The sequence below is a fragment of the Serratia sp. SM04 genome, assembly GCF_040280225.1.
GTDB lineage: Bacteria > Pseudomonadota > Gammaproteobacteria > Enterobacterales > Enterobacteriaceae > Serratia > Serratia sarumanii.
In genome coordinates, this window is the sequence record NZ_JBEOQT010000022.1 from 428,250 (window position 1) to 442,655 (window position 14,406).

Annotated in this window: 18 protein-coding genes; 9 read left to right on the forward strand and 9 right to left on the reverse strand. The window is 59.5% G+C overall.

The genetic code is table 11. From position 1 onward, the window contains the following. The first annotated feature begins 92 nt into the window (after positions 1-92). Complete coding sequence (sodC, locus tag ABTW55_RS22760) at positions 93-614, forward strand: superoxide dismutase family protein (protein WP_033648185.1); 522 nt, start codon at positions 93-95, stop codon at positions 612-614. On the opposite strand, the gene ABTW55_RS22765 is transcribed toward sodC, so the two are convergent. The 3 genes from ABTW55_RS22765 to ABTW55_RS22775 are packed head-to-tail and all read right to left on the reverse strand — an operon-like array spanning position 615 to position 3,752. Continuing rightward, positions 615-2,645 (reverse strand): FUSC family protein, encoded by a 2,031-nt coding sequence (locus tag ABTW55_RS22765; protein ID WP_060420849.1) that lies wholly within the window; start codon positions 2,643-2,645, stop codon positions 615-617. A gap of 3 nt (positions 2,646-2,648) precedes the next feature. Continuing rightward, complete coding sequence (locus ABTW55_RS22770; protein WP_033648187.1) at positions 2,649-3,512, reverse strand: HlyD family secretion protein; 864 nt, start codon at positions 3,510-3,512, stop codon at positions 2,649-2,651. 3 nt (positions 3,513-3,515) lie between these two features. Then, complete coding sequence (locus ABTW55_RS22775) at positions 3,516-3,752, reverse strand: DUF1656 domain-containing protein (protein ID WP_049234481.1); 237 nt, start codon at positions 3,750-3,752, stop codon at positions 3,516-3,518. A 180-nt stretch (positions 3,753-3,932) separates the two neighbouring features. Between ABTW55_RS22775 and slyA the strand changes: the two genes are divergently transcribed. Next, positions 3,933-4,364 carry a transcriptional regulator SlyA gene (slyA, locus tag ABTW55_RS22780; RefSeq protein ID WP_004931301.1) on the forward strand — a complete coding sequence of 144 codons (432 nt, stop codon included), beginning with the start codon at positions 3,933-3,935 and terminating at the stop codon, positions 4,362-4,364. Positions 4,365-4,456: 92 nt separating this feature from the next. Here the strand turns inward: slyA and ABTW55_RS22785 are convergent, their stop codons facing one another. Further along, complete coding sequence (locus ABTW55_RS22785; protein WP_033638390.1) at positions 4,457-4,921, reverse strand: glycine zipper 2TM domain-containing protein; 465 nt, start codon at positions 4,919-4,921, stop codon at positions 4,457-4,459. 359 nt (positions 4,922-5,280) lie between these two features. Here ABTW55_RS22785 and anmK point away from each other — a divergent pair, with 359 nt between their 5' ends. The 5 genes from anmK to pdxY all read left to right on the forward strand — a co-directional run bounded on the left by anmK (position 5,281) and on the right by pdxY (position 9,850). After that, positions 5,281-6,402 carry an anhydro-N-acetylmuramic acid kinase gene (anmK, locus tag ABTW55_RS22790; RefSeq protein ID WP_039566363.1) on the forward strand — a complete coding sequence of 374 codons (1,122 nt, stop codon included), beginning with the start codon at positions 5,281-5,283 and terminating at the stop codon, positions 6,400-6,402. Between the two features lie 45 nt (positions 6,403-6,447). Next, on the forward strand, positions 6,448-6,750 hold the full coding sequence (locus tag ABTW55_RS22795; RefSeq protein WP_004931294.1) for an MliC family protein: 303 nt from the start codon (positions 6,448-6,450) through the stop codon (positions 6,748-6,750). 89 nt (positions 6,751-6,839) lie between these two features. Further along, complete coding sequence (gene pdxH, locus ABTW55_RS22800; RefSeq protein ID WP_033648477.1) at positions 6,840-7,493, forward strand: pyridoxamine 5'-phosphate oxidase; 654 nt, start codon at positions 6,840-6,842, stop codon at positions 7,491-7,493. A 138-nt stretch (positions 7,494-7,631) separates the two neighbouring features. Next, the gene (gene tyrS, locus ABTW55_RS22805) at positions 7,632-8,906 is read left to right on the forward strand and encodes a tyrosine--tRNA ligase (RefSeq protein WP_060420852.1); all 1,275 of its coding nucleotides are present in this window, start codon (positions 7,632-7,634) and stop codon (positions 8,904-8,906) included. Between the two features lie 83 nt (positions 8,907-8,989). Further along, positions 8,990-9,850, forward strand: coding sequence for a pyridoxal kinase PdxY (gene pdxY, locus ABTW55_RS22810; protein WP_060420856.1), 861 nt, complete (start codon positions 8,990-8,992; stop codon positions 9,848-9,850). Between the two features lie 39 nt (positions 9,851-9,889). Here the strand turns inward: pdxY and gstA are convergent, their stop codons facing one another. From gstA to ABTW55_RS22830, 4 genes are all read right to left on the reverse strand, one after another. Next, a complete protein-coding gene (gstA, locus tag ABTW55_RS22815) occupies positions 9,890-10,495 on the reverse strand; it encodes a glutathione transferase GstA (protein ID WP_033638396.1) in 606 nt (201 codons plus the stop codon). A gap of 92 nt (positions 10,496-10,587) precedes the next feature. Beyond that, positions 10,588-11,472 (reverse strand): 4-hydroxy-tetrahydrodipicolinate synthase, encoded by an 885-nt coding sequence (dapA, locus tag ABTW55_RS22820; protein WP_060420859.1) that lies wholly within the window; start codon positions 11,470-11,472, stop codon positions 10,588-10,590. Positions 11,473-11,833: 361 nt separating this feature from the next. Further along, positions 11,834-12,097: a DUF3811 domain-containing protein gene (locus ABTW55_RS22825; protein WP_004938373.1), complete on the reverse strand. Its 264-nt coding sequence runs from the start codon at positions 12,095-12,097 to the stop codon at positions 11,834-11,836. Positions 12,098-12,191: 94 nt separating this feature from the next. After that, positions 12,192-12,887 (reverse strand): HD domain-containing protein, encoded by a 696-nt coding sequence (locus ABTW55_RS22830; RefSeq protein ID WP_080431128.1) that lies wholly within the window; start codon positions 12,885-12,887, stop codon positions 12,192-12,194. A 201-nt stretch (positions 12,888-13,088) separates the two neighbouring features. Here ABTW55_RS22830 and ABTW55_RS22835 point away from each other — a divergent pair, with 201 nt between their 5' ends. Next, the gene (locus ABTW55_RS22835) at positions 13,089-13,481 is read left to right on the forward strand and encodes a nuclear transport factor 2 family protein (protein WP_033638399.1); all 393 of its coding nucleotides are present in this window, start codon (positions 13,089-13,091) and stop codon (positions 13,479-13,481) included. Here the strand turns inward: ABTW55_RS22835 and ABTW55_RS22840 are convergent. Beyond that, positions 13,478-13,747, reverse strand: a complete 270-nt coding sequence (locus tag ABTW55_RS22840) for a hypothetical protein (RefSeq protein WP_060420862.1) — start codon at positions 13,745-13,747, stop codon at positions 13,478-13,480. The genes ABTW55_RS22835 and ABTW55_RS22840 overlap by 4 nt on opposite strands. A gap of 275 nt (positions 13,748-14,022) precedes the next feature. Here ABTW55_RS22840 and ABTW55_RS22845 point away from each other — a divergent pair, with 275 nt between their 5' ends. Further along, the gene (locus tag ABTW55_RS22845) at positions 14,023-14,403 is read left to right on the forward strand and encodes a nuclear transport factor 2 family protein (RefSeq protein WP_033638401.1); all 381 of its coding nucleotides are present in this window, start codon (positions 14,023-14,025) and stop codon (positions 14,401-14,403) included. Positions 14,404-14,406 lie beyond the last annotated feature (3 nt).

The window sequence follows — 14,406 nt, forward strand, 5'->3', positions numbered from 1 at the left end:
AATCAAATTAGCGAGATTGTGCGTTGGTTAACAGTGCCGGCGCAGGCTCTCCTATACTGATAGCTCGATATAGTCATTAAGGAGACTGATTGATGAAACGTTATTGGTATGCAGCGCTCGGCCTGATGGCGTGTGGTGCGGCTCAGGCGGCGACAACCGACGTCGAGATGCACCTGGTGACCGGGCAGGGGATCGGTCAGGACATCGGCAAGGTGGCCATCAGCGAAACGCCGTATGGCCTGCTGTTCACGCCGAGCCTGAAAGCATTGCCGGCCGGGGTACACGGCTTCCACGTGCATGAGAAAGGCAGCTGCGAGCCGGGCATGAAGGACGGCAAAGCGGTGGCGGCGCTGGCGGCCGGCGGACATTTCGACCCGCAAAAGACCGGAAAACACCTCGGGCCGTATGCCGACGGGCACCTGGGTGACCTTCCGGCCATCTATGTGACCGCCGACGGCATGGCGAACTATCCGGTGTTGGCGCCGCGGCTGAAAAAAATCAGCGACATTGAGGGTAAAGCGCTGATGGTGCACGCCGGCGGCGACAACCATTCGGATCATCCACAACCGCTCGGCGGCGGCGGAGAACGCTTCGCCTGCGGTGTGATCAAGTGATTATCCGCCGCTAACGGCCGGTACGGCGGTGGGCTGGCCCATCGCCTGTTGCAACTGCTGCAGCGAGCAGTAGAGCCGCCAGATCAGGCCGGCCAGATCGCGCGCCGCCTGTTCCGGGTGGTGCGCCAGCGCGTTGCTCATGCGCAGCAACTCCTGCAGCGTGGCGTCCAGCGAACTGTGCTGCACGCCTTTCTCCGTCATGATGCCGCGCAGGCAGTGGATACAGACGTTGCGCACCGCCGACAGCGGATCGGAACGGGTTTGCCAGTCGCGCAGCTGCCAGACGATATGGCTGCAGTTGAGCAGCACCACGCCCCAGCGCAGCAGCCAGGTGCGAGCGTCCTGATCCTGACTTTGATTGAGCTGGCTGATGCGATGGTAGATCAGCGATTCGAACTGGCTTTCGCTCTGCTGCGGCCGTTTGCTCAGTTGATCGATAAAGTCGCGCCGCAGCGCGCGGATAATGCGGCGGCTTTTGCGTTTGTCCGAACTGGGGCGCAGGATCTGAAACGCCAGCCCGGCCAGCAGCACGCCGACGATTTTAGCGATGTTGTCATTGATAAAGGACTGGTAGTCATAGCTCGGCGGATTGCTGACGGTCAGGAACGAGCCCATAAAGACGATCAGTTGCCCCCAGAGCGCGGCATAAGGCGGATTCTGCAGCTTGAGCATCTGCATGGTCACCAGGATCGGGAACAGGAAGGCGCAGAACACCCAGAAGTCGTCAATCTGGATCATCAAACCGAATTTCACCACGAAGCAGGCGACCGAGAGCAGCAGCACCGCCTTGAGCAAGGTGCTGACGCTGTTGATCGGCGAAGGCGTGGACGAGTAGAGCACGCAGCTGATGGCGGTGAGCGTCAGCGCCGCGCTGCCGGCGTCCCACTGCGTGTTGATCCAGTAGGCGCAGCCGATCACAATGCACAAAAAGGTGCGCAGGCCGTTGTAGGCGGCTTCGTAGCTGTCGGTATGGCGCGCCAGCGAAGTGACGCGCGGCGGTTGGAGATCGCTGACCGCCGTGGCGCTTTCCAACCGCCGCAGCCAGCGGTTGCAGCGCAGGTAAAGCCAACAGAAATCGCGCAGCCGCAGCCAGAAGGCGCGATGGCGGTAGTCCGTAGCCTCTTGCGGGGCGATCTGCTGAAGCAGGCGCGCCAAACGGTATTTGTCGGTGGCGGGATCGCGCAACTCGTCCAGCAGTTGTGTCAGCACCGGCATCAGATTGGCGGGGCGATCCGGCCAGTTCAGCAGCATGCGGCGCAGGCTGGAGATAACGCTGGTCATGCGCAGCTGTTGGTGCAGCAGATAGTTGAGCAGGTTATTTTGCCGCCGCAGCCGGTAGTGGCTCCAGAATGCCTGAATGCGCAGCAGGTTCATGGTCAGGATCTGGCCGATGACCCCTTCGTGCGAGGTGCGCATCTGCGCGGTGATCTCCGGCTGCCACAGCATGGCGGCATGCTCCAGCAGGCGCAGCTGCATGCGCCGCAGCGAGGTCAGCAGGGCTTCGCCGTCCGAGGTGCTGGGCAGGATCATCATCATCAACCCGCCGCACAGAATGCCGGTGATCACTTCGCAAACCCGCGCCTGCGCGATATCGAAGATTTGCTGGGTATCGGTGACGTTGACCGTACCGAAGGCGATGATGGCGGCGGTATAGCCCGCCAGCGCGAAGGCGTAAGAGACGTTGTTTTGGTAATGGTTGGAGACGTAGGTGCACAGCCCGATCCAGGCGGCGATGAACAGCGTAAACAGCCAGGGATCGTTCAGGCAGTGGCCGGCGATCGCCACCGACGCGGCGGCGCCCACCAGGCTGCCGAAGATGCGGCCGATGCTTTTGCTGGTCACGCCGCCGATGGTGGGGAAGCTCACCACCGCGGCGGAGGTAAGCGCCCAATAGGGTTCGTCGAGTTCGAGCACGAAGGCTACCCATAGCGCCAGACACATCGCCAGTGAGTTGCGCAGCGCATAGCGCCATTGGCCGCCGGTCGCCTTACCCCAGGGGCTGCGGCTCCACTCCAAAAAAGGCAGGTTCACACTTTAGTTCCGCTGATGAATCGAAATGGTGCAGGTGGTGCCGGCGACCAGCGTCAAATCGGCGGGCACGTTGAGCAATTTTATCCGTACCGGCACGCGCTGAGCCAAACGCACCCAAGGAACATTAGGCTTTACGTCCATTAATAGATCGTTGCTGCTGTCAACGCTCTGATCGTAAATGGCGCGGCCGATGCTCTCTACTTCCCCCTGTAGCGGCGTGTTGCCGTTATATAAAACGATGTCCGCTTTATTGCCTTCTTTTATATGCTTCAGCTTGGTTTCTTCGAAATAACCGAGCACATAAAACGAATGCACATCCACCAACGCCACCAGCGGCGTACCGGCGTTGGCGTAGTTCCCGACCCTCGCCTGCAGGTTGGTGATATAACCGTCGGTTGGCGCGTAAATTTTGGTTTTGCTCAAATTCCATTTGGCCTGTTCCAGATTGGCCAGGGCGGCTTTATAGGCGGCCTTCATTGCCTGCGCGGCTAAATTTGACTCGTCCAAATCTTCAGCGGAAATAACGTTACGCGCTAAACCGCGGCGGCGGGCAGCCTCGTGGTCCGCTTTGGCCAGATCGGATTGCGCTTTTGCCACCGCGGCCTCGGCATTGTCCAGCGCAATCTGGTAGGGCACCGGGTCGAGGGTAAAAATCAGACTTCCCGCAGGTACGAACTGATTGTCATTCGCGCTTATTTTCTCTAATCTTCCAGAGACTTCAGGGGTGATATTGACGAGTTCGGCGCGCACTTTTCCATCACGGGTCCATGGGGATTGCATATAATAATTCCAGAGCCACCAACCGGCGCAGACGGCAATGGCGCAGACGATCACCGTAGAGAAGTATTTTAATGTTTTATGCTGCATGGGTTACCAACTCGCTAAAATCCATAAGGAACCGCTGACGGTCAGAACGAAAATGGACAGGTCCATCAACATGGGATGCCAGATTTCACCGGAATACATCCAGTCTCTCAGCAGCTGATGAATCAGCAGCCATAAGAGCAGTCCTAGTAAAAAAGCTTTAAATATAGGTGGAAAATAAAGCGATGCTCCCAGGACCAAATCGGGCAAGGGAGATGAGGTGTGTAACCATGATGTATTCACATTAACAATCCCTAAGGGTGAATATGTTGAATATTTGCATAACGATTAAACAATAGCGGCTAAAAATAGTGGCTATTTCCACAATATACATTATATACATTTGTGTTTTTAATGTGAGTTACCCAAAATAGTCTAAGCTCTGGGAGGTAATGTTAGCATGCTAATTATAAGGAGGGGGAAGTGGAGTCAACATTAGGTTCAGATTTAGCACGATTAGTTCGTGTGTGGCGCGCGCTCATCGATCATCGGCTCAAGCCGTTGGAGCTGACCCAAACGCATTGGGTCACGTTGCACAATATCAATCGCTTGCCGCCGGAGCAGTCGCAAATCCAGCTGGCCAAGGCGATCGGTATCGAGCAACCGTCACTGGTCCGTACGCTGGACCAACTGGAGGAGAAAGGGCTGATCACGCGTCACACCTGTGCCAACGATCGCCGCGCGAAGCGCATCAAGCTGACCGAAGCGGCCGATCCGATCATCAGGGAAGTGGACAGTGTGATCACGTCTACGCGCAGTGAGATTTTAAGCGGCATTACCGCCGACGAAGTGCATCTGTTGGTAGGGCTGATTGGCAAGTTAGAACAAAATATCACCGAACTGCAGAACAAATAATAATATTCTTATTTTCTACGATTACAGTTTCACAGCATCAGAAATAAAACCGGAGGCGATTGCCTCCGGTTTGCCGCTTGTCGCCGGCTGGCTTACAGCGGGGAAACGGTGATGGTGTCGCCCATGCGCGCCATGCGCACGCGCTGGCCAGGGCTGAACTTGGTGTCGCCCGCTTTCTGCACCACCACGATGTTCTCTTTCTGGTCGGTTTTGATCTCCAGCTCGTAGCCGGAGGTACGGCCGGCCACTTCACCGATGCTGTTGCCCGCCGCGCCGCCGGCGATAGCGCCCGCCGCGGTAGCCAGCGTACGACCGGTGCCGCCGCCAACGGTGTTGCCCAACAGCCCGCCAATCACCGCGCCGCCGATCATCCCCATGGCGTTGGAGCCTTCGCCGCCCTGAATTTTAACCGGACGCACGGAAACCAGCGTCCCGTAGGTGACGTTCTGCACCTGCTTGGCCTGCGAGGACGAGTAGACATCACCGGACATGGATTCATTGGCACAGCCGGCCAGCGTAACGGCGGCGACGGCAACGACGAGAAGACGCTTGATCATACAAAACTCCTGATGGTAGTAGTCCATAACCTGGCAATGCTCCCCAGGCAAGATTCAGTGAAAACGATAGACAAAGTATGGCTGAAAGTTGACACACCGCCATGCTTCATCGCTGCATGCAGCTTAACTTTTCTCTGTTCAACCAATAATAAACCGCGGTTTACCTTTATGACAGCCTTGGCGACATTCCGTCGCCTGTTATGGCACGGTTTAACACATAACCCGTGCCACAGCGGCGTCGGGGGGCATCTGGCTCACGAACCGTAAAAAAAGCATCATAATTCATGGCGTTAATCCGGCAATTCTGGTTTATTTGTCAGGATGAATTTTGCTTACCGCGCGGGTTAGAGGATGTTGCTATGAAGTCAGGCCGCTATATAGGCGTCATGTCCGGCACCAGTCTGGACGGAATCGATGTGGTATTGGCCGCGATCGACGATCGCATGGTGGCGCAGCAGGCCAGCTATAGCCATCCGATGCCGATGGCGTTGAAAAAAGAGATCCTGGGCATGTGCCAGGGGCAGCAAACCACGCTGGCCGCCGTCGGCCGGCTGGACGCGCGATTGGGCACGTTGTTCGGCGAGGCGGTGCTCGGCCTGCTGAAGCAAACCGGCATCGACGCAGAACAGATCACCGCCATCGGGTGCCACGGCCAGACGGTGTGGCACGAACCGGAGGGTGACGCGCGTTTCTCGATGCAGCTCGGTGATAACAACCGCATCGCCGCGCTGACCGATATCACCACCGTCGGCGATTTCCGCCGGCGCGACATGGCCTACGGCGGGCAGGGCGCGCCGCTGGTGCCGGCGTTTCATCAGGCGCTGCTGGGGCATCCCGTCGAGCGGCGCATGGTGCTGAACGTCGGCGGCATCGCCAACCTTTCTCTGCTGTTGCCCGGTACGCCGGTGCGCGGTTTCGATACCGGGCCGGGCAACATGCTGATGGACGCCTGGGTATGGCGCCACCGCGCGCAGCCTTACGATCAGGACGGCGGCTGGGCGATGCAGGGGCGAGTCTGCTTGCCGCTGTTGCAGCAGATGCTGGCGGATCCGTACTTCGCGCTGCCGGCGCCGAAAAGCACCGGCCGCGAGTATTTCAATATCGCCTGGCTGGAGCGGCAGCTGGCCGGATTGCCGGCGATTGCGCCGGTCGACGTGCAGGCCACGCTCACGGAGCTGACCGCGGTCAGCATCAGCGAGCAGGTGTTGCTGGCCGGCGGGTGCGAGCGCCTGTTGGTCTGCGGCGGCGGGGCGCGCAACACGCTGCTGATGGCGCGCCTGTCGGCGCTGCTGCCGGGCACGGAGGTCGGGCTGACCGATGATTTTGGCGTCAGCGGCGACGACATGGAGGCGCTGGCCTTTGCCTGGCTGGCCTTCCGCACGCTGTCCGGCCAGGCCGGCAATCTGCCTTCGGTGACCGGCGCCAGCCGTGAAACGGTGTTGGGTGGGATTTATCCGGTTTTGCCATTGGGGGCCCGTTAGCTCTGTTAGGATAGCCTGTGAAGGATTTTTCTAAGGAGCAACAGCATGAAAAAAGTCATTTTCGTCGCCGGCGCGCTGGCGCTGTCCGGCTGCAGCTACATCCTGCCGCAAAGCAGCCAGACGATGCACTACCAGTGCGGCACCACGCCGCTGACGGTGGCGCTTGACGGCAAGGCGAGCGAAGTCAGCCTGCTGATGGACGGCGAACAGCTGCATCTCAAGCAGGTGCTGGCGCTGACCGGCGCCAAATACAGCGACGGCAAATACACTTTTTGGTCGAAAGACCGTAACGCCTATCTTGAGCGCAACGGCAAGGTAGTCATGAGCGACTGCGTGTTGACGGAGTGAAGGTCGACGGCGGCGTCGGAGCGATTGAGTTCCTGACGCCGCAGGCGCAGAATGTAACGACGGATTTTTTCAGTTGGTCGATAACCCAGATGATTGAAAAGAGTGAGTTTGATGTTGCGGACCTGCGCCGTGAATACACCCGAGGCGGCCTGCGCCGCAACGATCTGACCGCCAACCCGCTCGAACTGTTCGAGCGTTGGTTGAAACAGGCTTGCGACGCGCGCCTGGCCGATCCCACCGCCATGTGCGTCGCGACCGTCGACGAACACGGCCAGCCTTATCAACGCATTGTGCTGCTCAAGCATTTCGATGAGCAGGGGCTGGTGTTCTACACCAACCTCGGCAGCCGCAAGGCGCAGCAGCTGGCGCACAACCCGCATATCAGCCTGCTGTTCCCCTGGCACATGCTCGATCGCCAGGTGATTTTCCTCGGCCAGGCGGAGCGCCTGTCGACCCTCGAAGTGCTGAAGTATTTCAACAGCCGGCCGAAAGACAGCCAGATCGGCGCCTGGGTGTCGCAGCAGTCGTCGCGCATTTCCGCGCGCGGCGTGCTGGAAAGCAAATTCCTTGAGCTGAAGCAGAAGTTCCAGCAGGGCGAGGTGCCGTTGCCGAGTTTCTGGGGCGGATTCCGCGTGAAATTTGACTCCGTCGAGTTCTGGCAGGGCGGCGCCCATCGCCTGCATGACCGTTTCCTGTATCAGCGGGACGGGAATGACTGGAAAATTGACCGACTGGCACCCTGAAGACGGAAAATCCCCTCTAAGCGCTGGTGCTGACGCCGCCGGCGCTTTATTCTATGCGCTACCCTGAATTTTTATTTCGCCACTGGGCGAAAGGCCGTGTACCGGCAAAGGTGCATTCGTTTATACATGGAGTCATTGATGGCAAGCAGCAACTTGATTAAACAACTGCAAGAGCGGGGCCTCGTTGCCCAGGTTACGGATGAGGAAGCGTTAGCGGAGCGACTGGCGCAAGGGCCAATTGCACTGTATTGCGGTTTCGATCCGACCGCTGACAGCTTGCATTTGGGCCATCTGGTTCCTCTGTTGTGCCTGAAGCGCTTCCAGCTGGCCGGCCACAAGCCGGTAGCACTGGTGGGCGGCGCCACCGGCCTCATCGGCGATCCGAGCTTCAAAGCGGCGGAGCGCAAGCTGAACACCACCGATACGGTGAACGAGTGGGTCGAGAAGATCCGCAAACAGGTTTCCCCGTTCCTCGATTTCGACTGCGGCAGCAACAGCGCTATCGCGGCCAACAACTACGACTGGTTCGGCGGCATGAACGTGCTGACCTTCCTGCGTGACATCGGCAAGCACTTCTCCGTCAACCAGATGATCAACAAGGAAGCGGTCAAGCAGCGCCTGAATCGCGACGACACCGGCATCTCCTTCACCGAGTTCTCTTATAACCTGCTGCAGGGCTACGATTTCTCCGAGCTATATAACCGCCACCAGGTGGAGCTGCAGATCGGCGGTTCCGATCAGTGGGGCAACATCACCTCAGGCATCGATCTGACGCGTCGTCAGCACCAGAAGCAGGTGTTCGGCCTGACCGTGCCGTTGATCACCAAAGCAGACGGCACCAAGTTCGGTAAAACTGAAGGCGGCGCGGTCTGGCTGGCGCCGGAAAAAACCAGCCCGTACAAGTTCTACCAGTTCTGGATCAACACCGCCGACGCCGACGTTTACCGTTTCCTGAAGTTCTTCACCTTCATGAGCCTGGAAGACATCAACGCGCTGGAGGAAGAAGACAAGAACAGCGGCAAGGCGCCGCGCGCCCAGTACGTGCTGGCGGAAGAAGTGACCGGCATGGTGCACGGTGCGGAAGGCCTGGCGGCCGCCAAGCGCATCACTCAGAGCCTGTTCTCCGGCGCGCTGCACGACATGACCGAAGCGGACTTCGCCCAGCTGGCGCAGGACGGCATGCCGACCATTAAACTGGAGCGCGACGCCGACCTGCAGCAGGCGCTGGTGAATGCCGAACTGGTGCCGTCACGCGGCCAGGCGCGCACCATGATCGGCTCCAACGCGGTGACCATCAACGGCGAAAAACAATCGGATGCCGAATACCGCTTCAGCGATGCGGACCGTCTGTTCGGCCGCTACACGCTGCTGCGCCGCGGCAAGAAACACTACTGCCTGGTGGATTGGCAGTAACGAATAATGACGGTAAGGGGCCCTGGTGGCCCCTTTATTTTTGCGCAGCCGCCCGGCTGCGGTATTCCGAACGAGTTCTGTCGATGAAAAACATTCTTTCTATCCAGTCGCACGTGGTGTTTGGTCACGCCGGCAACAGTGCGGCTGAATTCCCGATGCGCCGCATGGGCGTCAATGTCTGGCCGCTGAACACGGTGCAGTTCTCCAACCATACGCAATACGGCCAGTGGACCGGCTGCGTCATGCCTGCCAGCCACCTGACCGAGATCGCGCAGGGTATTGCCAATATCGAGCAGCTGCAACGCTGTGATGCGGTGCTGAGCGGTTATATCGGTTCGCCGGAGCAGGGCGATCATATTCTGGAGATCGTGCGTCAGGTTAAGCAGGCGAACCCGAACGCCTGGTATTTCTGCGATCCGGTGATGGGGCATCCGGAAAAAGGCTGCATCGTGGCGCCGGGCGTGGCCGAGTTTCACTGCCGCCAGGCGCTGCCGTGCAGCGACATGGTGGCGCCGAACCTGCTGGAGTTGGAGATGCTGAGCCAGATGGCCGTCGCCAACGTGGCCGACGCGGTGCAGGCCGCCCGCGTGCTGATCGCCAAGGGGCCGCGGCTGGTGCTGGTCAAGCACCTGGCCCGCGCTGGCTATCACGCCGACTGCTTCGAAATGCTGCTGGTGACGGCGGACGAGGCCTGGCACATCAGCCGGCCGCTGGTGGACTTCGGCGCGCGTCAACCGGTTGGCGTCGGTGATTTGACCAGCGGTCTGCTGCTGGTGGATCTGCTGAAGGGCGAGGCGCTGGACAAAGCGCTGGAGCACGTGACCGCCGCCGTGTATGAGGTGATGCTGACCACGCAGGAGATGGGCGAATACGAACTGCAGGTGGTGGCGGCGCAGGATCGGATCGTGCAGCCGCTCAGCGAATTCAAAGCGGTAAAGCTGTAAGTGCATCGAGCCCCGGCGACAGCCGCCGGGGCTGAAACTTTACTTCAATCCTTCGGCGTTCAGCGCCGCATCTACCGCCGGGCGCGCCGCAACGCGATCGAACCAGGCCGCCAGATGGGCGTGCTTGCGCACGTCGAACTGCAGGGCGAACGCCCAACGCAACACGGTGAACAGATAGGCGTCGGCTACGCTGAAACGGCTTCCCAACAGGAAGTGCTGCTTCGCCAGCACCGAATCCAGATAGCTGAACTGCTGCTCCAGCTTGGCGCGCGCGATGGTTTGGTATTCCTCGGGCGTTTTCGGGTTGAACAGCGGGCTGAACCCTTTGTGCAGTTCGGTGGCGATGTAGTTCAGCCATTCGATCGCGTGGTAGCGCGACAGGGTGCCCGCCGCCGGGATCAGGTTGCGATCGGGCACGCGGTCCGCCAGGTATTGCACGATCGCTACGCCTTCGGTCAGCAGGCTGCCGTCATCCAGCAGCAGCGCCGGTACCTGTCCCTTGGGGTTGATGGCGAGGTAATCGGCGCCGCTCTCGGTCTTCTTCTGCGCCAGATCGACCTTCTCCGCCGTAAAATCCAGCCCTGCCTCACGCAGCACGATATGCGGGGACAGCGAACAGGCGCCGGCTTTATAGAACAGTTTCATCGGAAGCTCCTTGTTGATGACGAATGACGGGCATGCTTAACCTCTCATCGTAGTCCCATAGCGCCAAAATTACAGCGGCTTAGCTAACAAATTTAACCGATGATCGCCTCGGCGGGCTGCAGCTGCGCCAGCGTTGCGGCGATCTGCTGTTGCAACGCCTGCGGCGCTACCTGCATCGGCGAGCGCAGCTCGTTGGCGATCAGCCCCTGCTGAGCCAGCACCGTCTTGACCGGCGCCGGATTCGGGAAGCTGAACATCTGGTGGATCATCGGCAGCAGCTCATAGAAGTTGCTGCGCGCCGCGGCCAAATCGCCGGCGGCGACCTGCTGCACCAGCTGCACGAAACGTTCCGGGTGAACATGCGCGGCGGCGGAGATGGCGCCGGTGCCGCCGAGGCACAGCGTGGTGAGGATCAGACTGTCTTCCCCGGTCATCACATCGATTTCGCCGTCGGCGATCAGCGCCATGGTGGCGTCAGGATTGCCGCCGCAGTCCTTGATGGCGGTGATGCGCGGATGGCGCGCGAGCCGGCGCAATGTGGCCAGCTCCATGGCGATGCCGGTGCGCTGCGGAATGTTGTAGAGGATCACCGGCACGCTGGAGGCGTCGGCCAACTGGGTGAAATAATCGATCAGGCCGCATTGCGAAGGGCGAATGTAGTAAGGTGCCGGGATCAGCACGCCGGCGATGTCGCGCAGTTGAATGGCCTGCTGCATCTGCAGCGTGGCGGCCATGTTATTGCCGGAAAGGCCCATCACCACCTGGTGTGCGGGCGCCACTTCCAGCACGGCGTCGAGCACCGCCATCTGTTCTTCTTTGCTCAGCGCGGCGGCTTCACCGGTGGAGCCGCAGACCACCAGGCCATCGATGCCGGCGTCAAGCAGGTGCCGCGCCAGGCGTTTCACCGCCGGCAAATCGACGGCATCGTGATTGAAAGGGGTAACCATCGCCACCCAAATACCCGAAAATGAGGCCATAAAATATTCCTTCTGTGTGACCGACAGAGAAGCCAGATGAGAAAATTGAAGGCGGGGCGTTGCGCGCCATCCAGTCAGCTCATCTGACGGGACAGCTCGCCCCGGTCAAATGAGCGTCTGTTTCTTCGATTTAACCGCCGCCAAACCGCCAACGGGCAACGCGGGCGTCATCAGCATGTCAGCGTTGCGTGGGTAGGCCATGGCGGTCTCGTGAAAAGGGGAAGTGGGGTGATAATGAATATTCTTAATCAGGCTGTCAATTTACAACAGATTGATAACATTGTTATTCATGATTCGGTAGCGAGGATGAGTTTGGCTAATAAATAAAAATCCCCGCAGCGGCGGGGAGAGTTTGGCTGGTTCAGCGCGGCGGGCGGGAGCCGATGGTGGCGGACCAACTGAAGGTGTCGCCGCTCGGCCGATAGCGGTTGGCCTTGCGTTCTGCACGCTCCGCCTTGGCGAGCTTCGCTCTGGCGGCCATGATGCGCGCCACCACTTCATCCTTGACCTTGTGCTGTTCGGCGTTGGTCAGCGGCCTGCCGTGGCTCTTGCGCGCCTTGTCCAGTTCGGTTTTCACTTCCCGCTGTTCGCTTTCCGTCATCTCTTTCAACGTCAACTTTTTCATCTGTGCCGCCCGTTCGGTGAAGTTGACCTACAGTTTAGCGGCGTTATGTGACCGAAAATGTTATGGGCATAACGAAATGCGCGGTAAGCCGGCATTACACCTCTTCCAGCAGATCGTCGACAAAGCGCCGCATGCGTTCGGTGCGCTGCTCGGCCATGTGCCGCCCGGCGGCGGTTTGGAAGCAGTCTTGCAGTTTGAACAGCTTGGTTTCGAAGTGATCCAGGCTGAAACGCTTGTCGTCATATTGACGATGTTCGGCCCGCGGGTCGGCGGCGTCGTACAGCGCGCTGCGCATGCGGCCGCCGATATAGAAGCAGCGCGCCACGCCGATCAGGCCGATGGCGTCGAGGCGATCGGCATCCTGCAGGATCTTCGCCTCCAGCGTTTGCGGGGGGATGCCGGCGGAAAAACTGTGCGCTTCGATGGCGTGAGCCACCGCCGCGATATCCGCCGGCGCCCATTCCAGCCGGGTCAGCGTCAGCGTGGCTTGCTCCGCCGCCATGCGTGAGGCCAGATGGCGCTGCGGCGAATTCTTTTCCACCGCGACGGCGTCGTGCAGCAGCACCGCCGCACAGAGAATGCGCCGGTCGCCGCCTTCCAGCTTGCTGATCCGGCGGCAGTTCTTCCAGACCCGGTGCAGATGCGCCACGTCATGCGAACCATCGTCCGACTCGAGGGTGAGCGGCAGCAGCGTTTGCGCCAGCGCCTGGTAGGGGGAAAAAGGTTGTAACAGCTCTTGCGTCAGCGAGGGTAAAGACACGTTCAGCTCCTGTTGGGGGAAATCGGTCAATCAGCATAGCCGCGCCGGATGCCGGGAGAATGACAGAAAAACGGCTATTGTTTACTAAAGTGCAACCCACTATTGTCATAACTGCGGTTTTTGCAGCGAAACAAGCAACCTAGAATAGCCGCATTCCGCCGTCTCCGCTTGGTGAGAGCCTGTGTCCGCGGAGATGGCCGGAATATCCTCATCAGCCATGGGAGAAGAGACATGCCAACCCCTCTTGAAATAGTGCGCGCAACCTATGAAGGCAGCTCCGAAGAAAACGGCCGTAATCTGCTGGCGGCGCTGGCCCCCGATGCCGAGTGGACCGAAGCTGCCGGTTTCCCCTACGCCGGTACCTATATCGGCCCGGAAAATATCATCAAGAACGTGCATCAGCGCCTGGGCAGCGAATGGCAAGGTTACCGCGCCGATGTCGACCACTTTTACGACGCCGGCGACAATGTGATCGCTCAAGGTTTTTATCACGGCACCTACCGGGCCACCGGCAAATCCTTCAGCGCCTCTTTTGCGCATATTTATACGCTGCGCGGCGGCAAAATCGTGAAGTTCGTGCAGATCGTCGACAGCGCCAAAGTGCTGGAAGCGATGCAGCCTTAATCGCCGCTGCGCTTGCCGAATTTGCGGTCGAACTCGCGCCGGTAACCCCGGGCCTTGTTGCGATCGCAGATCCACAGATAACCGCACACCAGCGCAACCGCTCCCGAGAAGGTGACGTTGCGCATATCCCGGTCATACCAAAACACCAGCAGCGCATCCAGCGCCGCAATCAGCGCGATCCATTTATACATATGGGATTGACGCCGCGTGGCGGCGTTGAGTCGCTTTAACTGTCTGGCTTCGTCCAACACCGGTTTTTGCTGCATAGCGTTTCGTTATCATCAGGCTGTTCACGCTAAATTAGCAGAATTTCCCTAACCGCCGCAAAGATTAACGCGCGGTGCCATGCGGTTTTCCCCGCCGCTGGCGCGGGGCAGAAAATTTATGCCGAACGCTTGAATTGTCCATCGAGCGTGGTAGGTTATTTATTCGCTATTTTTGGGTTTTTATTCAACATTCGCCGTGTCATCAAGCTGCAGCACCGGGCGGTTAACGTGATGGGTTCGATACATGCGGCGGTTAACTTCGGCAGGAGGATGTGATGAACGATAAAACGGCACGCCCGCAGGATGTGGTTCAGCAACAGCTTGACGCCTATAACGCCCGCGACATCGACGCCTTCATGGCCTGCTGGGCGGACGACGCGCAGTATTACGAGCATCCCGACACGCTGCTGGCCAGCGGCAAGGCGGCGATCCGCGAACGCCATCTGGTGCGTTTCCAGGAGCCAAGTCTGTACGGTGAACGGATAAAACGCATGGCGGTGGGGAACATGGTGGTCGATCAGGAAGTGGTGACGCGCAACTTCCCGCAGGGGCGTGGCAAAATGGATGTCATCGCCATTTACGAAGTGGAACAGGGGCGGATCGCCAAAGCCTGGTTCAAGATCGGCCCCTGCGTGCCGGATGAGGGCGCGCTCTAGCCG